Raw genomic sequence first — 18,005 nt, 5'->3', positions numbered from 1 at the left:
TCTCAGTCCCCCCCCCGCATCGCAAGGAACCCCAGCCCCATCATGACGATGCCGGAGGCAGCCACGATCCAGAACTGCGACACAAGACCGCCAAGCAACAGCATAAATCCAACTCCCGTCAGCAACTGGCCGCCGAAGTCGATAACCGACCGCAGAATGTAGCGCAGAAAACCCATCAAGGCCGTCCGCCCGCCCGACCGAAATCGAGCAGCGCCTGGATGAACTCGCGGTAGAGCTCGAAGTCGGGGCCGAGCGCATCCATGAACTCCGCATTCTCGGTCAAGGACTGTGCCGCACGGAAGAGGGTGACATACGTTTCAGTGTCTATCTCGGCCTCCGCGTCACCGGTAATCCAAGCGATGAAAATCTCGATGATCCCGAAGTCGCTTGGATGCTTGTGAGATGCATGAACGGCTGAGCCCCACATGAGCATGATCGTGTTCGTCCAGCCTACGCCCTTGGTTTCAAGGTTTCCGCCACCGCGCCGTCTGATCCTACTCTGCATCCAACGCGTGAAGAACTGGCCGGAGGCATAGCGCCCGACGATCCGGGCGCGTCGCTCCTCGTCGGGGATCGCCCGGTCCAACGCTCTGTCGAACGCCTCGCGGTCCTCGGGTAGCATGTGTTCCCGCGCAGCGTTTTGCGCAGTCTCGTTGGTGAGGAGCCGCCAGAGTAGCCCGCGGAAGATGAGGTAGTAGATCACCCGTGCCCCGGCTCCAAGAACGTCGAGGATCCGGTCGCGGTGGCGAAAGCAGTTTTGTTGGACACGAGAGCCGTAGAAGCCCGCATGCCCGAGTATCCAATGCACACAGAGCGTATAGTCGAATGGCCAGGAATATGCGCCCTCGGCGGCCCCCGAGATCATCGCTTGGATACGTTCCCATGCCGAGGGTGGGTTCTTGTTCGCAGCTTGGATCAGAAAGTCGGGATCCGTGTCAGGAATCTCGACTTCGAGAGCCTCGTTCTCTCCGCCCCCGCCCCCGCTCACGACTTCGCCGTCGAATGTTATGCCGTCCTGCGCCATCGCGTCCTCAATTAAGATCGATGCGGCCCGCGAGGACCGCGAACGTCCTCGCGGCTCTTGCTTTGAAGGCGTTAGTGAACAGAGCGATGCGCTCGCCGAACGAAAGATTGAGGGTCCGCCCGCTTATCTGCACGCGGCCGTCAGAATGGAGTGCCAGTCGCGCCCTCCCGCAAACCAGTTCAATCTTCTGAGCCGCTTGAACGATTCTCTTTCCACCCGCACTGTCGACATGGTTTCCGCCGACTGCGACGTCGAGATGGGTGCCGATGTCGAGACCCATGTCGCGACCGATCTGCTGGTCCCACCTCTGTCCGACCGAATACATGACGTGCCGGTCGATAGTATGGCCCGCAGTGCCCTGCACCCTTATCGAAAGGTTGCCTTCTCCCCGCTGGGAGCGACCGCGCTCGCCAAACTCGACCCCCACGGAGCCCATGCCTTGCCAGTAGTCGAGGGACGCGCCACCGTTCACGTTCCCGACATAGGTCGGCCCGACGCTTAGTGTCATATTCCCACCGACGACGTCGTCACTGTTGTTGTCGACCTCGGATGCCCGGTTATGGCCGACGGACTGGACAAAATTGTTGTCGATCCGTTCCGTATGGTTGTGCCGGATCTTCTCGTTACGATCCTTCTGCGCGTGGACGAAGATTTCCTCGCGACCACTCTCGTCCTCGAAGCGCAATTCGTTGAAGCCATGGGCGCGGTGAGTGTCCGTTCTGAACGTCGACCGCGTCTTGTGCTTCGGCAGCTCATAAGGCGGCGTGTTCGCTCCGTTGTAGACGCAGCCCGTCACGATGGGGTGGTCCGGGTCGCCGCGCAGGTGCTCGACGATGACCTCCATGCCGATCCGCGGGATCACCATGCCGCCCCAGCCCTTGGAGGCCCAGTTCTGGCTCACGCGCATGCGCATCGTGTGCGCGCCCGCGTCGTCCCAGTAGAAGCGGGCGAGGATGCGCCCGTGCTCGTCGCAGTCGATCTCGCCCTCGCCCACCACCACGGCGGTCTCGGGCCCCGCCACCTTCGGTGCGGGCGTGCGGCGCTCGGGGCGCAGCGGCGCGTCGTCGGGGATGAGCACGTAGGCCCCGTCATAGGCCCGCTCGTCCCCGCCCGCGTCGCCGGTGCCGTAGGCCTGCGCCCGGAAGCGGTGGACGGCGGACAGGCACACGAAGCCCCGCCCCGTCACGCCCGGCACCTCGTCGCCCGTCACCGTCACCCGGGTGCCCGCGCCCAAGCCCGCCACGTCGCCCTCGGCCCGGTGGCGCGGCGCGGCGCCCCGCTCCTCCTCCACCCGCCGCGCCACGACGCCCCGGCCCTGGGCCTGCTCGAGGTAGTCGCCCGGCCAGTCATAGCTCTCCACGTCGCCCCGGGGATGGACCCCATCGCCCAGGCGGTGGACCTCCTGCACGGCGCGGGGCGTCTTGAAGTTGTATTCGGTCAGCCGCACCGCGCCCGTCGTGATGCGGCGGCCCCCGTGCCACGTGCGGAAATGCTCGCCCTCCGCCATGTGGTGGCCGTCCACGGGACGGTAGGGCCGCGCGCCGCCGGGCAGGGCGGGCAGGGCGTCGACGTAGTCCACCAAGGTCATCGTGTGGCTTCCCGCGGCGTGGGCCCACCCCCACGAGATGCCGTGGCGCTCCAACTGGCGGCGCACGAAGTCCGCGTCGCTCTCGCCATACTGAACCGTGTATTCGAGGACGGGGTAGTCGTCGGACACGGCGACCTCGAGATGCGGGTCGCCGAGGTCGGCGTAGTCCGACAGCACCTCCTCCACGATCTGGATCACGGTCTTGGAATGGAAGATGCGCATGTTGCGGCGCAGCGCCGCCACGTGCAACCACGGGCGCAGCACGAGGTCGTAGCGCCACCCGTTCTCGTCCGCCCCCCGCGCCTCCGCCTCGCAGACGATCCCGTCGAAGGGCCGCACGCCCGCGCCGGTCTCGATCTCGACCGTCGCATGGGTGCCCAGAAGCGGCTCCAGATCGAGCCCCCCCTCCACGCAGAGCGCCTCGACCCGCCACGCGAAGTCGCCCGACAGCTCCTCCGACCCGTCCATCCGCAGCAGGACGAGAACGTCCTCCCCCAGCACGGTCGAAAGCCGGCCCCGCCGCCCCGCCTGGCTGAAGATCGCGTTCATGGGCCCCTCCGCACCGTCGGGCCATCACCTCGAACCCAAGCCTCCCCATCGGGGCGTGACCCGAGGGAAACGTCAAGGGAGGGGAGCGGAAACGATCCGAGGGTGCGAGGGCAGGGACACGGAGAAAGGAGATGTCGAACTCGGACCCACGGGTGGGGCATTCGGGCCAGGCCGCCTATTCCTTCTTAAAGGCGAGGGCCAAGGCGTTCCGGTCGTCGGCCGTCACTCCCCCCTCGGACGTCACGATCTACCCCGCGAGCCTTTCCCGGGGTGCGGACCTCACCTCCGCGCGGCGGTCTCCCGGATGGCGGCTGGTCCCGCGCGCGGCGGTCCACCTAGTTGGCGCCGGGGCGCAGGCATTCGGACAGGCGAGCCAGCATCGCTTCCGCTGCGGCTCGCTTCCAGGCGCGGTCGGGCAGCCCGGGGAACAGATCCCGACGGCCGCTTCCAGGCGGCCTCGCTACGGCGTAGGTGCAGCATTCGCTATCGGTAAGGTCGATCTGGAAGGGGATGGCGAGGCTTGCGGTGAGGATGCGTGCCCCGGCCCGGGCAAGTACGTCGTCCAAGGCAGTGGATTCTCTAGATACTCGAAGATCGCCCGCGCAGGTGCGACGTTCCACGGGCAGGCGCCGCGTACCAAGGCGGCGAGCGCGTTCGGCGTTCGCCTGCGGAGCAAGGGACGCGGCCTCGACGAGCTCTGCTGCGCTTTCACGGTGCCGATCCTAGAGTTCGACCAGCGTCTCGTACGCCTCCTGCAGGGTCGTCTGCATATCCAGTTGCGGAAGTAGGCCGGAAGGGGTCGGCAAGGCCGCCGCCTCCGCGCGGATCTGGGTCGCCGGTGCAAGCCGCTCGATGATCGCAAGCTCCCCGATGTCCTCGTGTCCCTCGAGTGACTGCCTTTGTGGCCGAAGGGTGAATGCACCGTACCCCGACTTCCCTTCGCCGCGGTGGTCTCGTCCGCCTCGCCTCCGGTCGCCATCCCGTCCACATGCACCCCAAGTCGCAGGATCAAGGGATGGCGACGATCTCCGCCCTAGAGATGTGACGCCGCCCCGGTTGCTTCCTTGTGTCGAGCATATGCCTCCGCGCGCTCCTCTCCCGATATCGGTCCATTGGCGGATCGACTGCGTGGCCGCCGCCCGCCGGAGCCAAGCCGGCGCTGCGCCCCGCGCCTGGGGCACGGGTCTCCGTGCCCTTACAATCGCGCCCATTCCGTCTTGCGGAGCGAGGCCCACAGGGAATTCTGTGCCTCGGACCTAATGGGCGTCGGAGGCTAGATTCAGGGCGCGACCGGAAGGCCGTGGAGCGCCGAACGAAGGGCCCTGATGGCCGGTCATCGAGAGGGTGAAAGTGTTCCGGAACCCGCGCCTTCAGGAGGACAGCGGAGGACTGTCGCCGAACCGGGGGCACGCGGAGCCGCTAGGGGGCGCCTGAGAGGGTCTGCATGCGCGGTGGAAACGTTTGATACCGGGACGACCGCTGCAACGACGTGGCAGTGCAGCCCCATCTTGGACATCGCCTCGCGCACGCTCCCGGTCCTCATCGCGAGAGCCGTCGGTTCCTTCGGCAGCCGTCGCGCAGAGGGAGGGTGGCGACCCCGGCAGGACTCGAACCTGCAACCTATCCCTTAGGAGGGGATTGCTCTATCCAGTTGAGCCACGGGGCCGTCCGGGCGGTCCTAGCGGGTGAGGGCGCACCCCGGCAAGCGATGAGGCGGACCACGTGACGCGACGGTCGAGGGGGGCGGGGCACCTGACGCTGCGCGACGTGTCCGAGGCTGCGGGCGTCTCGGAGATGACCGTGAGCCGCGTGCTGCGCGGGCGGGGCGAGGTCTCGGAGCGGACCCGCGCGCGGGTGCTCGAGGCGGCGCGGCGGCTGGGCTACGTGCCCAACCGGATCGCGGGATCGCTGGCGTCGAGCCGGGTGAACCTCGTGGCGGTCGTGGTGCCGTCGCTGTCGAACCTCGTGTTCCCCGAACTGCTGGCCGGCGTCTCGGAAGTGCTTGACGGCACACCGCTCCAGCCCGTCGTCGGCACCACCGGCTACGACCAGGCGCGCGAGGAGGAGGTGCTGTTCGACATGCTCTCGTGGCGGCCCTCGGGGGTGATCGTGGCGGGGCTGGAGCATTCGGATGCGGCCCGCGCGATGCTGGCGGGGGCGGGGGTGCCGGTGGTGGAGGTGGCGGACGTGGACGGGGATCCGGTGGATGCCTGCGTTGGCATCAGCCATTGGCGGGCGGGCTACCGGATCGGGACGGAGATCGCGCGGCGGGGCTACCGGGCGGTGGGGCTGCTCGGGTCCAAGCACGAGGGCGACCACCGGGCGCGCAAGCGGACCGAGGGGGTCGAGCGCGCCTTGGCCGAGGCGGGCGTGCCGGTGGCCGCGCGGGCGGAGTACAAAGGCTCCTCGGGCATGGCCGTGGGCCGGCGCATGACGGCCGAGGCGATGGGCGAGGCGAAGCTCGATTTCCTGTGGTACAACAACGACCTGACGGCGGCGGGCGGGCTGCTGTGGTGCCTCGAGCACGGGTACGACGTGGGCGGCGACCTGGGCCTCGCGGGGTTCAACAACTTCGACCTGCTGGGGGGGCTGCCGAAGCGGTTGGCGACGGTGGATTCGGCCCGGCGGGAGACGGGGCGGCAGGCGGCGCGGATCGTGATCGGGGAGACCGGGTTCGCCGAGGGCGACGACCGCCGGATCGAGCTGGTCTCGACCTTCCTGCCGGGGGAGACGATGCGCCCGGCGGGGTAGCGCAGGGCGTGCACCCCCCGTGCATACGGCGTGCATACACCGTACATACATCGTTCATACCGATCCGCGCACGCTCGGGGCGGCGGCTGTGCGCGGATGCGGGTGGACAGGGCGGGCGCTCCGGGGCCGCGCGGCGGGCCGCCTACGCCGCCTCGACCACGCGCAGCGCCGCGCCCGCGCCGGGGATGCCGCCGCGCACCGTGACCTCCTTGGGGGTGTCGAGGCCCTGCACCTCGCCCCGGTCGCGGCGGGCGCGGCGCCACGCCTGCCAGTCGAGGCCCGCCAGCGGTGCGAAGGTCGCGCGGCCCCGGCGGGTCGGGCGGCGGATCGTGGCGCCGGTGTTGATCGGGGCGATCTCGGCGCGGTCCCAGACGAGGGTCAGGAGCGCGGCGGTGTCGTAGCCCTGCCATTCGCTCTCGTAGCCGAGGCGGCGGCGGGCGCGGAGGTTGCCCTCACCCAAGCGGCGCTCGGGCCAGAGGAACACGCGGTCGTTGAGCATCGCGAGCCAATCCTCCGGGGTCAGGCCGTCGTCGAGGACGGGGGCGAGCTTGGCGAAGCTAAGCGGGGAGTTGTCGGTGATCGCGACGGGGGTGCCGTCGGGGAGGGTGGCGTGGAGGGCGGTCGGTCGGGGGGTGCGCGGGAGGGCGATGTCGGCGCGCTCGGCGATCTGCGCGGCGGTGAGGAGGCCGTGGCGGCGGATGCCCTCGTGGGCGCCGCGCATGGCGAGGCGCCAGAGCGTGGGGTGGCGGGCGGCGAAGGCGGTGGGGGTCATGGGGGGCGAGTGAGGGTGCAGCGAGGCGGGTTTGATCGTTGGGGAAAGTGTCGTGGGTCTGCTCAGCGGACGGAGCGGGCATTTCGAGCGATACGGCGTCAGAGTATGCTACTTTCTCAAGGAGACGTTTTGGGCCTGTCCGATGACCGTTCACGATCCACGTTCTACCGGCCGTCTCGCCCGAAGGCTTTTTTCGGCGGCGCATATGTCTGACACGAAGTGGCGAAAACTCTTCGAAGCCGTTTCGGAGGCGGCGAACGTGTACCCGATGACGGTGAAATTCATTGATGTGCCCGAGGTAAAGAAGCTCAGATTCCCACCCAGTCTGCATTGCTCATGGCCATATATCGATACGATTGAGTTCGGCCCGACAGAGTTGCGGGCGATCGAGTGGTTGGAGTTCAATGCTGATTTGACCGAGTTGTTTGAAGGTGGCGAACGCTTCCCATCGCAGGTCATGAACGGCGTGACACGAGTGATAGGGTATTCGAATCCAAGCGCTTCGTGAGCGAAATAGTTTCACTAGCTTGGTGGCCGCATTTTTCGCTTCGGCTCCAAGCCGACCTCCACCATCACGCTCCGCTCTCTGAACGCCCTCCAGAACCTACCGAGACGTAAGCAGGGCCAGCGGCGGACCGGGGCTGGCACTGGCCCTGCGGGCGCTGCGCGCCCGCGCACCGGGCCGGGTGCCGAGCGGGGGCGCCGGGGGAGGGCGAGGCCCCGGCTCGGGGGAACGGGCGTGGGGATGGGTGGACGGCTCGGGCCGCCGCCGCTACCCGCCCCCCATGACCCTGCTCCGCTCTTGGGTGCCCGGCGCGAACGACGCGGGCACCGACTTCCCCCTCAACAACCTCCCCCTCGGCGTCGTGGTGCCCCCCGGCGGGCCGCCGCGCTGCGCGGCGGCGATCGGGGACCACGTCCTGGACGTGGCCGCCGCCGAGGCGGCGGGGCTGATCGAGTTGGGCGGGCCGCTCTTGGACCGGGCCGACTGGCGGCCCGTGATGGAGGCGGGGGCGGAGGTGCGGCGGAGCTTGCGGGCGCAGGTGACCGCGCTGTTGGAGGAGGGGGCCGACCGGGCAGCGGAGCGGTTCCTGTTGCCGCGCGCGGGGCTGACCTACCAGCTGCCCTTCGCGGTCGCGGAGTTCACCGACTTCTACGCGGGGCGCCATCACGCGACGAACGTCGGCACCATGTTCAGGGGGCCGGAGAACGCGCTGCCGCCGAACTGGGACCACATGCCGATCGGCTACAACGGGCGGGCGTCGTCGGTGGTGGTGTCGGGGCACGGGGTGCACCGCCCGTGGGGGCAACTGGCAGGCGGGGACGGACCGCGGCTGGCACAATCGGAGCGGTTCGACTTCGAGCTGGAGCTGGGCTGCGTGCTGGGCGCGCCCTCGGCGGCGGGGATGCCGCGCGCGCCGATCTCGGTGGCCGAGGCGGCGGACTGCGTGTTCGGCTACGTGCTGTTGAACGACTGGTCGGCGCGGGACGTGCAGCGGTGGGAATACGTGCCGCTGGGGCCGTTCCAGTCGAAGGCGACGGCGACGACGATCTCGCCGTGGATCGTGACGGCGGAGGCGATGGCGCCGTTCCTCGGCCCTCCGCCGGAGCGGGCGGTCGCGCCGCTGCCCTACCTCGCGGATGCGGGGGACGCGTTCCCCGACCTGTCGCTGGAGGTCGCGCTGGGCGCGCGGGAGGTGGAGACGGTGATCGCCCGCACCTCGTCGCGGCACCTGTGGTGGTCCTTCCCGCAGATGATCGCGCACCATTCCTCCTCGGGCTGCCCGATGCGGGCCGGGGACCTCTTGGGGTCGGGGACGATCTCGGGGCCGGACGACGGCGAGCAGGGGTCGATGCTGGAGCTGTCGTGGGGGGCGACGCGCGAGGTGCTGCTGGAGGATGGCGGGCGGCGGCGGTTCCTGAAGGACGGGGACCGGGTGGTGCTGCGCGGGCACGCGCGGGGCGACGGGTATCGCGTGGGGTTCGGGGACTGCGCGGGGACGGTGCTGCCGGCGGGGGAGCGGCCGGGGGGGTAGTGGTCGGGTCCACCTATCCCTCGGCGACGCGCCCGCGCGATGCGACCGCGCAGCGGTCCGCGCATCGCCGGGCCGTCCGGCGGCACGGCGATCCTTCACCGTGGGCACGCCGGTCGAGCGTCTTGCAGGGGTGAGGGATAAAGCGCGTGGCGGTGAGGTCGGATCGCCGTACCACGGCCCGGCGATGCGCTCCCGTCAGCACTCCGGCAGGTTCACCGCGAGCCCACCCTGCGAGGTCTCCTTGTACTTCTCAGACATGTCGCGGCCCGTCTGGCGCATGGCCTCGATGCAGTTGTCGAGCGGCATGAAGTGCGAGCCGTCGCCACGCAGGGCCAGCGAGGCGGCGGAGACGGCCTTGATGGCGCCCAGCCCGTTGCGCTCGATGCAGGGGACCTGGACCAGCCCGGCGGCGGGGTCGCAGGTCATGCCGAGGTGGTGCTCCAGCGCGATCTCGGCGGCGTTCTCGACTTGGGCGGGCGTTCCGCCGAGTGCGGCGCAGAGGCCGGCGGCGGCCATGGCGGAGGCGGAGCCGACCTCGCCTTGGCAACCGACCTCGGCCCCGGAGATCGACGCGTTGTGCTTGACCAGCCCGCCGATGGCGGCCGCCGTGAGCAGGAGGTCGCGGATGCCCTCGGGCGTGGCGCCGACGCAGTGGTCACGGTAGTAGCGGATCACGGCCGGAACCACCCCCGCCGCGCCGTTGGTGGGCGAGGTGACGACCCGGCCCCCGGCGGCGTTCTCCTCGTTCACGGCCATCGCGTAGACCGAGAGCCAGTCGTTCACGACGTGCGGCTGGGCGAGGTTGAGGCCGGCCTCGGCGCGGAGCGCTTCGTGGATGCGCTTGGCGCGGCGGCGCACGTCCAGGCCGCCGAGCAGGATGCCGTCGCGGGCGAGGCCGCGGTCGATGCAGTCGTCCATCGCGGCCCAGAGCGCGTCGAGCCGGGCGTCGAGGCCGGGGGCGACCGCCTCCTCGTTGGCACGCTTCATGGCCGCGATCGACAGGCCGGTGCGGGCGGCCATGCCGAGCATCTCGGCGGCGGTGGCGAAGGGGAAGGGGACGGGCGGGCCGTCCGGCGCGGGGGTACCCAGCTCGCGCTCCGTCGCGACGAAGCCGCCGCCGGTGGAGTAGTAGGTCTCCTCGGCCACGAGCGCGCCGCTCGCGTCGTGGGCGCGCAGCACCATGCCGTTGGCGTGGCCGGGCAGGGGCGGGCCCCAGTCGAAGGCGACGTCCGCCTCGGGGTCGAAGCGCAGCGGCGGCAGGCCCTCGACCTCGACGGTGCGGAAGTCGCGCAGGGCGGCGAGGCGGGCGTCGGCGTCGTCGGGGTCCACCGTCGCGGGGTCGAGCCCCATGAGGCCCCACGCGACGGCGCGGTCGGTGGCGTGGCCCTTGCCGGTCCACGCGAGGCTGCCGTGGAGCGAGGCCGACAGCGCGGCGGGCGCGCCGGCGCCGGGCTCGCGCTCGCCGTGGCGGAGGTGGTCGAGGAAGCGCGCGGCGGCGACCATCGGCCCCATCGTGTGCGACGACGAGGGGCCGATGCCCGGCTTGAACACGTCGAACACGGACAGGAACATCGCGGACCCCTTCAGGCGTGCTTGCGGCCCTTCCGGCCCTTCCAGCGGTCGTGGAACCAGTGCCACTGCGTCGTGTGCTGCCCGATCCAGCTGCCGAGGCGCGCGTTGTATTCCGACAGGGCGCCCTCCGGGTCCGACGGATCGAGGGGGTCGTCGAACACCGCACGGCAGCGCCCGTCGGTCACCGGCCCCCACGCGGTCACCAGCTCCGCGCCGTGCCGCGCCGCGATGGTCGCCGCCCCCGTGGAGGTCAGCGCGGGCTTGCCGAGGAAGTCCAGCGGGACGCCGCGCCGCACCGCTTGGTCCACGAGGATCAGGATGAACCCGCCGTCGCGCAGGTGCCGCGTCAGCGCCCGGTGCCCGGGGCGACCCTTGGGGATCACGGGCGCGCCGTTCCACTCGGCCCGCTCGACCCAGTAGCCGTCGTACCACGGGTTGTTGTTCGGCCTGTAGATGCCGCCCGCCGGCATCCCCGCGACGCGCAGCACGTGGCGGATCGTCTCGAACTGGCCGAAGTGCCCGGTCAGGATCACCGCGCCCCGTCCGGCGGCGCGGGCCCGGACGAGCGCGTCCCAGCCCGGCCCCTCGGGGCGGACGTCGGCCACCTCGCGGGCGAACTCCTGCGGGAACCACAGGCTGCAGAGGGTGGAGGCGACCGAGCGCGAGACCTCGCCGATCATGCGCGTGCGCGTGGCCGCGTCGAGGTGGGGGTAGATGTAGGCGAGGTTGTCGTCGACCCGCCGCCCGAGCCCGCCCGCGCGGACGACTCCCTCGAACACCCGCCCGACGATGCGGCGCTTGACCGGGAGCGGCGCGAGGCGCGACGCCCCGAGGACCGTGCGGAGCCCGGCGTACTGGGCGAGGTAGGCGGCCTGCTTCATGGCGCAGCAGGTGGCACCGCGCGGGCGGGCGATCAAGTCGGCGCCGCCGGATGGGCGGACGGGCGGATCGGCGGGACGGTGCCGATGGACGGCCCGCGCCGCCCCCCGGCGTGGATCGCGCCCCGCGGCGCGGCTAGCGCGGCGGCACGTCAACCATCCACGGACGCCCCGATGCGCGTTATCCTCGCCCTGCCGCTCCTCGCCCTCGCCGCCTGCGCCCCGACGGCCCCGACCGCCGACCTCGCCCTGCAGGAGCCCGCCGCCACCGCCGCACCCGAGCCCGCGCTCTATCCCGGCGAGACGCCCGCCATGCGCGAGCGGATCAACAGATGGGCCGACCACTACGACGTGCCGCGCTCGCTGGTGCACCGGGTCGTGCAACGCGAGAGCGACTACCGCGCGGGCGCGCGCAACGGCCCCTACTGGGGGCTGATGCAGATCCTCCCCGCCACGGCACGCTCGATGAACTTCTCGGGCGCGCCGTCCCGGCTGCTCGATCCGGACGTCGCGCTGAAGTACTCGATCCGCTACCTGCGCGGCGCGTGGATGATCGCGGACGGCGACGAGCGGGCGGCGGTGATGCACTACGCGCGCGGCTACTGGCACGCGGCCAAGCGGCGCGGGATGCTGACGCGGTCGGGGATCGACGGGAAGCTCTGGGACCGCGTGGACGCGGGCGCGCCGCTGCCGCCGCTCGACGCGCGGGGCAACGCGCTGCCCGTCCCGCCGCCCTGCGACGAGCGCACCGGGATCGCCTTGGCGCTGGGCGGGCCGCGCTGCGAGGCGTGACCGCCTGACGCGCCCCCGCGCGCCGGGCATGGCATCCGGCGCGCGGGACTGGCACGGAGGGCCGCGATGACCGACGCCGCCGCCCCCTCCGCCGAGGACCGCCGCGCGCCGCGCCTCCTGTGGGCGCTGGCGGCGCTCGTGGCCGGGGCCTGCCTGCTGCCCTACGCGGGCGTGATCCTCGCCGCCGCGGCGGGCGACCTCGGGACGCTTCGCGGCCTCGCGGGGACGGTGCTGCCGGGCTACGCCGGCGCGACGCTGGCGCTCGTCGCCCTGGTGGGGGCGGGGACCTTCGCGATCGGCGCGACGACGGCGTGGCTGGTGACGGCGACCGACTTCCCCGGGCGCCGCTTGCTGGAGCCCGCGCTGGTGATCCCGCTGGCCTTCCCCGGCTACGTGCTGGCCTACGCCTACACCCACCTGCTCGACCATCCGGGCGCGGTGCAGGCGCTGCTGCGCGACCTGACGGGATGGGGGCCGCGCGACTATTGGTTTCCAGAGATCCGCTCGCTCGGCGGGGCCGCGCTGATGCTGACGCTGACGCTGTTCCCCTACGTCTACCTCCTCGCGCGGGCCGCCTTCCTGCTGCAGGGGCGCGGCCCCTACGACGTGGCGCGCTCGCTCGGGCGGGGGCCGGTGCGCGCGTTCCTGCAGGCGGCCCTGCCCATGGCGCGCCCGGCGGTCGCGGCGGGGGTGCTGCTGGTGGCGATGGAGGTGATCGCGGATTTCGGGACCGTCGCCTTCTTCGGGGTGCAGACCTTCGCGACCGGCATCTACACGGCGTGGTTCACGCTGTTCGACCGGGCGGCGGCGGCGCAGCTGGCGCTGGGCCTCCTCGCCTTCGCGCTGGTGCTGGCGGTGCTGGAGCGGACCTCCCGCGGGGCCGCGCGCTACGCCGGGCGCGGGCGCCCCGAGGCGGGGCGGATGCGCCTGTCGGGCCTGTCCGCCGCGGCGGCGACCGCCGCCTGCGCGGCGCCCGTGCTGCTCGGCGCGGCGGTGCCCGCGCTCGTGCTCGCGACGATGGCGGCGGGCTCCGAGCAGGATCTGCTGTCGCGCCGCTACGTGGCGTTCGCGACCAACACGGTGAAGCTGGCGGCGGTGGCCGCGCTCGTGACGGTGGGGGCCGCCGTGCTGCTGGGGACGCTGCGTCGGGTCGCCCCCTCGCGGGCCTCCAACGCGGCGCTGACGGTGGCGCGGCTGGGCTACGCGGTGCCCGGCGGGGTGATCGCGGTGGGCCTGCTGGTGCCGTTCGCGGCCTTCGACAACGCGGTGGACGCGGTGATGGAGGCGCGGTTCGGGATCGACACGGGGCTTCTGGTGACGGGGTCGATCTGGCTGCTGGTGGGCGCCTACATGGTCCGCTTCCTCGCCGCCGCGATCGGCGCCTACGAGGGGGGGCTGGCGACGGTGACGGCCAACGTGGACGCCGCCGCGCGGGTGCTGGGGCAGGGGGTGTGGGGGACGGTGCGCCGGGTCCACCTGCCGGTGCTGCGTCCCGCCTTGGTGACGGCCGGGCTGATCGTGTTCGTGGACGTGGTGAAGGAGCTGCCCGCGACGCTGATCCTGCGGCCCTTCGACTTCGACACCTTGGCGGTGCAGGCCTACCGGCTGGCCGCCGACGAGCGGCTGGAGGGGGCGGCGGTGCCGTCCTTGGTGATCGCCGCCGTGGGGCTGGTGCCGGTGCTCCTGCTGATGCGGCGGATGCGGACCTCCGGCTAGGAGGCGGAAGGGCGCCCGGAGGCGCCCCCCTTCCCGCGGCGGCGGGGTCACTCCCAGCCGACCTCGGCGAAGATCGCGTTCGCGGTCGCCACGTTCTTGGCCACCGCCGACAGGTCGATCGAGTCCTCCGGCGCCTCGCCCAAGGCGGCCACGCTCTCGGAGAGGGGGACGCCCGCCACGACCGGATACTCGTCGTTGCCGTCCGCGAAGTACTTCTGCGCCGCGTCAGAGGCGAGGTACTCGAGGAAAGCCACCGCGTTGTCGCGGTTGGGCGCGTTGGCCGCGACGCCGCCGCCCGAGAGGTTGACGTGCGCGCCCTCGCCCTCGGTCATGGAGGGGAAGACCCACGCGATGCCCTCGAGGTCGGACGCGCCGAGCCCGTCCACCTCGGTCCGCAGGGCGCGGGCGAAGTAGTAGGTGTTCGACACCGCGATCGCGCACTCGCCCGAGACGAGGCCGCGCAGCTGGTCGGTGTCGCCGCCCTGCGGGTCGCGGGCGAAGTTGTTGACCACGCCCTGCGCCCAGTCGGTCGCGGCGTCCTCGCCGTGATGCTCGATCACCGCGGAGAGGAGCGTCTGGGAGTAGACGTTGGACGAGGAGCGGTGGCAGACCATGCCCGCGTAGCGCGGGTCGGCGAGGTCGAGATAGGTTTGCGGCGGCTCGGAGACCTGCTCGGGGTCGTAGAAGAAGATGCGCGCGCGCTTGGAGAATCCGAACCACATGTTGCCGGCGTCGCGCAGGTTGCCGGGGACGCGCTCGGCGAGGAGGTCGGACTCGACCGGCTGCAGCACGCCCGCGTCGCGCGCCCGCTCGAGGCGGGTGGTGTCGACCGTGAGCAGCACGTCGGCGGGGGAGTTCGCGCCCTCGGCCTGCATCCGGGCGATCAGCTCGTCGGCCTTCCCCTCGATGCGGTTGATGGTGATGCCGGTCGCGGCCTCGAAGTCGGAGTAGAGGCGCTCGTCGGTGTCGTAGTGGCGGGACGAGTAGAGGTTGAGCTCCCCGTCGGCGAAGGCGGGCAGGGCCACGGTAACGGCGAGGAGGGCGAGCAGGCTGCGGGTCATCGGAGGGCTCCGGGTTGGAATGTCCGAGTCGATTACTCTGACTTTCTCCGGCGTGGCGCAAGCAAAACCTGACTCGGATGGTCGGACATATTCCTCGGATGTCGGATGCCGCGTCCGCGCGAACCCGGTTTTCACGTGACGTCCGCGGCACTTGCGAACTGAACCGGAACGTTTACCTAATTCCGCAGACCCGCGCTGCGGTGGAGGACCCATGAACGACGCCAGCCCGATCGCCGCGGAGGCGACCCCGATCAAGAAGGGGCGCAAGTTCGACCAAGTGCTCGAGGGCGCGCGCCAGGTGTTCATGGCGGACGGCTACGAGGGGTCGAGCGTCGACGCGATCGCCAAGGCGGCGGGCGTGTCGAAGGCCACGCTCTACAGCTACTTCCCCGACAAGAAGCTGCTCTTCATGGAGGTCGCCAAGACCGAGTGCCAGAGCCAGATCGACGCCTCGATCAGCGGGCTGGACGAGGGCTACGAGCCGCCCGCCGGGAAGCTGCGGCGCGTGGGCCAGCAGATCATGGGCCTCATCCTGTCGGAGTTCGGCCAGTCCATGTTCCGCATGTGCGTGGCCGAATCGGACCGCTTCCCGGAGCTGGGGCGCGAGTTCTTCGAGACGGGGCCGGCGATGGGCCATGCCCGGCTGGTCGCCTACATCGAGCGCGCGGTCGAGGAGGGGGACCTCCGGGCCGGGGACGCGGACCTCGCGGCGCACCAGTTCATCGAGCTGTGCCACGCCAAGCTGTTCACCGAGATGGTCTTCGGCATCCGCAAGGTCGCGGAGCAGGCCGAGATGGACCGCGTGATCGACGGCGCGGTCGAGACGTTCATGGCGCGCTACGGGGCCGGGACCGCGGCCTAGCCGCTGCCGATCAGCACGCCCGCGCCCAGCACCAGCGCGCCGCCCAGCACCACCTGTGCCGCCGAGCGCCAGAACGGCACCCGCATCCAGCGGTTCTGGATCCACGCGATCGCCCAGAGCTCGACGACCACCACGACGATCGCGAGGGTCGTCGCCACCGCGAAGTCCGGGATCAGGTAGGGCAGCGCGTGGCCGAGGCCCCCGACGGTCGTCATCACCCCCGACGCGATGCCCCGCTTGACCGGCGAGCCGCGGCCCGTGACGACGCCGTCGTCGGACGCCGCCTCGGTGAAGCCCATGGAGATGCCCGCGCCGACGCTGGCGGCGATGCCCACGAGGAAGGTGATCCAAGTGTCCTGCGTGGCGAAGGCGGTGGCGAAGATCGGGGCGAGCGTGCTGACCGAGCCGTCCATCAGCCCCGCGACGCCGGGCTGGACCCACGTCATCACGAAGCCCCGGTCCTCGACACCCACACGGCGGGCGCGCTCGGCGTCCACCTCGTCGAAGAGGGCGGCGACGTCGGCGTCGGACAGGCGGGAAAGGTCGGCGGGGATCATCCCGCTAGTTTAGAACAATTCTAAGGAATGTCGAGCGGAGTCAGGCGCCGGGTCGCAGGCTCGTCGTCACGTAGTTCACCGAGAGGTCCCGGTCCGACAGGCGCCACGACCACGTCAGCGGGTTGAACACGAAGCCCGTGCGGTCGACGGGGTCCATGCCCGCCTGCCGCAGCAGGTCGAACAGCTCGTCGGGGGTGATGAACTTCGACCACTCGTGCGTGCCCTTGGGCAGCCAGCGCATCACGTACTCCGCGCCGACGATGGCCATCGCGAAGGACTTGGCGTTGCGGTTGATGGTCGAGCAGCACATCAGCCCGCCCGGCCGCAGCAGCGCGTGACACGCCGCGAGGTAGGCGAGCGGGTCGGCCACATGCTCCACCACCTCCATGTTGAGCACCGCGTCGAAGGCGGGCTCGCCCGCGTCGACGAGGGCCTCGGCGGTGGTGTGGCGGTAGTCGATCTCCAGCCCCGACTGCTGGGCGTGGGCCTGCGCCACGGGGATGTTGCGCTCGGCGGCGTCGACGCCGACGACCGTCGCGCCCAGCCGCGCCATGGGCTCGGACAGGAGGCCCCCGCCGCAGCCGATGTCGAGGACGCGCAGCCCCTCGAAGGGCTTCTCGGCGGAGAGGTCGCGGGCGAACTCGCCGGCGATCTGGCGGGTGATGTAGTCGAGGCGGCAGGGGTTGAGCATGTGCAGCGGGCGGAACTTCCCGTCCGGATCCCACCATTCGGCGGCCATCGCTTGGAACTTCTCGATCTCCCGGTCGTCGATGGTGGTCGTCATTGCTCTTCCTTTCGACCGCGATCCCGCACCGCATGGTGACTGCCCGCGCGTCCCCTATATAGGCCTCGGATGGACCGGAACCTGTCGCATACCACCGCACCTCGGCTGCACCCGCCGATCGACCCGTTCGACCAGCGCATGCTGGAGGTGGGCGACGGGCACCGCGTCTACGTGGAGCAATGCGGCAACCCCGGCGGGGTTCCTGTCGTGGTGCTGCACGGCGGACCGGGCGGGGGGTGCTCGCCGATGATGCGGCGCTTCTTCGACCCCGCGCGCTACCGCATCGTCCTTTTCGACCAGCGCGGCTGCGGGCGCTCGCGGCCCCACGCGGTCGTGCGGGACAACACGACGTGGCATCTCGTCCGGGACATGGAGCGCATCCGGCTCGACCTCGGGGTGGAGCGCTGGCACGTCTTCGGCGGCTCGTGGGGCGCGACGCTGGCCTTGGTCTACGGCATCACCCACCCGGAGCGGTGCCTGCACCTGACGCTGCGCGGCGTGTTCCTGATGGAGAAGCGCGAGCTGGACTGGTTCTACGGCGGCGGGGCGGGGCAGTTCTGGCCCGAGCCGTGGCGGCGCTTCGTGACCATGGTGCCGCAGGACGAGCGCGACGACCTGATCGCGGCGTATCACCGGCGCCTCTTCGACACGCCCCCGCACGAGCAGACGCGCTTCGCCCGCGCGTGGGCGTCGTGGGAGAACGCGCTCGCCTCCATCGCCTCCTCGGGGCAGGGCGGCGAGGCGCAGGCCGAGTACGCCCGCGCCTTCGCGCGGCTGGAGAACCACTACTTCGTCAACCGCGGCTTCCTCGAGCACGACGGCTGGATCCGCGCCAACCTCGACCGGCTGGCCGACGTGCCGGGCGACATCGTGCAGGGGCGCTACGACATGATCTGCCCGCCGGTCTCGGCGCACCTGCTGGCGGACGGCTGGCCGCGGGCGGAGCTGCACATGGTGCCGGGCGCGGGCCACGCCCTGTCCGAGCCGGGGATCGCGGAGCGGCTGGTGCGGATCACGGACCGGCTGGCGGCGCGGACGGGGTAGGGCCGCGCCCTCGCGCCTA

General features: G+C 71.2%; 16 protein-coding genes, 1 tRNA gene and 1 pseudogene. 8 read left to right on the top strand and 10 right to left on the bottom strand.

All coding sequences use genetic code 11. The annotated features are described in order from the left end of the window. Window positions 1–2 precede the first annotated feature (2 nt). The 3 genes from JQC91_RS03355 to tssI are packed head-to-tail and all read right to left on the bottom strand — an operon-like array spanning window position 3 to window position 3,161. Window positions 3–176 carry a hypothetical protein gene (locus JQC91_RS03355; protein WP_203285343.1) on the bottom strand — a complete coding sequence of 58 codons (174 nt, stop codon included), beginning with the start codon at window positions 174–176 and terminating at the stop codon, window positions 3–5. Next, the gene (locus JQC91_RS03350; RefSeq protein WP_203285342.1) at window positions 176–1,024 is read right to left on the bottom strand and encodes a hypothetical protein; all 849 of its coding nucleotides are present in this window, start codon (window positions 1,022–1,024) and stop codon (window positions 176–178) included. The genes JQC91_RS03355 and JQC91_RS03350 overlap by 1 nt, the downstream gene beginning before the upstream one ends. 7 nt (window positions 1,025–1,031) lie before the next feature. Next, entirely contained in the window at window positions 1,032–3,161 is a 2,130-nt protein-coding gene (gene tssI / locus JQC91_RS03345) for a type VI secretion system tip protein TssI/VgrG (RefSeq protein WP_203285341.1), read from the bottom strand. A gap of 131 nt (window positions 3,162–3,292) precedes the next feature. Here tssI and JQC91_RS03340 point away from each other — a divergent pair, with 131 nt between their 5' ends. Beyond that, complete coding sequence (locus JQC91_RS03340) at window positions 3,293–3,949, top strand: hypothetical protein (RefSeq protein ID WP_203285340.1); 657 nt, start codon at window positions 3,293–3,295, stop codon at window positions 3,947–3,949. An 801-nt stretch (window positions 3,950–4,750) separates the two neighbouring features. Here the strand turns inward: JQC91_RS03340 and JQC91_RS03335 are convergent. Further along, a tRNA-Arg gene (locus JQC91_RS03335) sits at window positions 4,751–4,827 on the bottom strand. Between the two features lie 56 nt (window positions 4,828–4,883). Here JQC91_RS03335 and JQC91_RS03330 point away from each other — a divergent pair. Further along, window positions 4,884–5,912, top strand: coding sequence for a LacI family DNA-binding transcriptional regulator (locus JQC91_RS03330; protein WP_343069892.1), 1,029 nt, complete (start codon window positions 4,884–4,886; stop codon window positions 5,910–5,912). Window positions 5,913–6,054: 142 nt separating this feature from the next. On the opposite strand, the gene JQC91_RS03325 is transcribed toward JQC91_RS03330, so the two are convergent. Next, window positions 6,055–6,684: a hypothetical protein gene (locus tag JQC91_RS03325; protein ID WP_203285339.1), complete on the bottom strand. Its 630-nt coding sequence runs from the start codon at window positions 6,682–6,684 to the stop codon at window positions 6,055–6,057. 52 nt (window positions 6,685–6,736) lie between these two features. On the opposite strand from JQC91_RS03325, the gene JQC91_RS03320 reads away from it, so the two are divergent. Further along, window positions 6,737–7,192 carry a DUF6678 family protein gene (locus tag JQC91_RS03320; RefSeq protein WP_203285338.1) on the top strand — a complete coding sequence of 152 codons (456 nt, stop codon included), beginning with the start codon at window positions 6,737–6,739 and terminating at the stop codon, window positions 7,190–7,192. Between the two features lie 277 nt (window positions 7,193–7,469). Continuing rightward, the gene (fahA, locus tag JQC91_RS03315; protein ID WP_203285337.1) at window positions 7,470–8,720 is read left to right on the top strand and encodes a fumarylacetoacetase; all 1,251 of its coding nucleotides are present in this window, start codon (window positions 7,470–7,472) and stop codon (window positions 8,718–8,720) included. A 195-nt stretch (window positions 8,721–8,915) separates the two neighbouring features. Here fahA and JQC91_RS03310 read toward each other — a convergent pair whose 3' ends face one another. Beyond that, the gene (locus JQC91_RS03310) at window positions 8,916–10,292 is read right to left on the bottom strand and encodes an L-serine ammonia-lyase (protein ID WP_203285336.1); all 1,377 of its coding nucleotides are present in this window, start codon (window positions 10,290–10,292) and stop codon (window positions 8,916–8,918) included. 11 nt (window positions 10,293–10,303) lie between these two features. Continuing rightward, a complete protein-coding gene (locus JQC91_RS03305; protein WP_203285335.1) occupies window positions 10,304–11,173 on the bottom strand; it encodes a lysophospholipid acyltransferase family protein in 870 nt (289 codons plus the stop codon). A 171-nt stretch (window positions 11,174–11,344) separates the two neighbouring features. Between JQC91_RS03305 and JQC91_RS03300 the strand changes: the two genes are divergently transcribed. Together JQC91_RS03300 and JQC91_RS03295 are read left to right on the top strand one after the other, a co-directional pair. Then, window positions 11,345–11,962, top strand: a complete 618-nt coding sequence (locus JQC91_RS03300) for a lytic transglycosylase domain-containing protein (protein WP_203285334.1) — start codon at window positions 11,345–11,347, stop codon at window positions 11,960–11,962. A gap of 66 nt (window positions 11,963–12,028) precedes the next feature. Beyond that, window positions 12,029–13,678, top strand: a complete 1,650-nt coding sequence (locus tag JQC91_RS03295) for an iron ABC transporter permease (protein WP_203285333.1) — start codon at window positions 12,029–12,031, stop codon at window positions 13,676–13,678. Between the two features lie 47 nt (window positions 13,679–13,725). On the opposite strand, the gene JQC91_RS03290 is transcribed toward JQC91_RS03295, so the two are convergent. Continuing rightward, window positions 13,726–14,739, bottom strand: coding sequence for an extracellular solute-binding protein (locus tag JQC91_RS03290; protein ID WP_203285332.1), 1,014 nt, complete (start codon window positions 14,737–14,739; stop codon window positions 13,726–13,728). Between the two features lie 211 nt (window positions 14,740–14,950). On the opposite strand from JQC91_RS03290, the gene JQC91_RS03285 reads away from it, so the two are divergent. Further along, window positions 14,951–15,601, top strand: a complete 651-nt coding sequence (locus tag JQC91_RS03285) for a TetR/AcrR family transcriptional regulator (protein WP_203285331.1) — start codon at window positions 14,951–14,953, stop codon at window positions 15,599–15,601. Here JQC91_RS03285 and JQC91_RS03280 read toward each other — a convergent pair. Both JQC91_RS03280 and ubiG read right to left on the bottom strand, forming a co-directional pair. Beyond that, a pseudogene (locus JQC91_RS03280) lies at window positions 15,598–16,053 on the bottom strand (VIT1/CCC1 transporter family protein); the annotation flags it as partial. The gene JQC91_RS03285 and the pseudogene JQC91_RS03280 overlap by 4 nt on opposite strands. A 145-nt stretch (window positions 16,054–16,198) precedes the next feature. Next, window positions 16,199–16,942 (bottom strand): bifunctional 2-polyprenyl-6-hydroxyphenol methylase/3-demethylubiquinol 3-O-methyltransferase UbiG, encoded by a 744-nt coding sequence (ubiG, locus tag JQC91_RS03275; RefSeq protein WP_203285330.1) that lies wholly within the window; start codon window positions 16,940–16,942, stop codon window positions 16,199–16,201. 69 nt (window positions 16,943–17,011) lie between these two features. On the opposite strand from ubiG, the gene pip reads away from it, so the two are divergent. Beyond that, the gene (gene pip / locus JQC91_RS03270; RefSeq protein WP_203285329.1) at window positions 17,012–17,986 is read left to right on the top strand and encodes a prolyl aminopeptidase; all 975 of its coding nucleotides are present in this window, start codon (window positions 17,012–17,014) and stop codon (window positions 17,984–17,986) included. The last annotated feature ends 19 nt before the right edge of the window (window positions 17,987–18,005 follow it).

Source organism: Jannaschia sp. Os4, assembly GCF_016820245.1.
In the GTDB taxonomy this organism is placed as follows: Bacteria; Pseudomonadota; Alphaproteobacteria; order Rhodobacterales; family Rhodobacteraceae; genus Jannaschia.
This window is presented reverse-complemented; position numbering and strand designations above follow the sequence as displayed.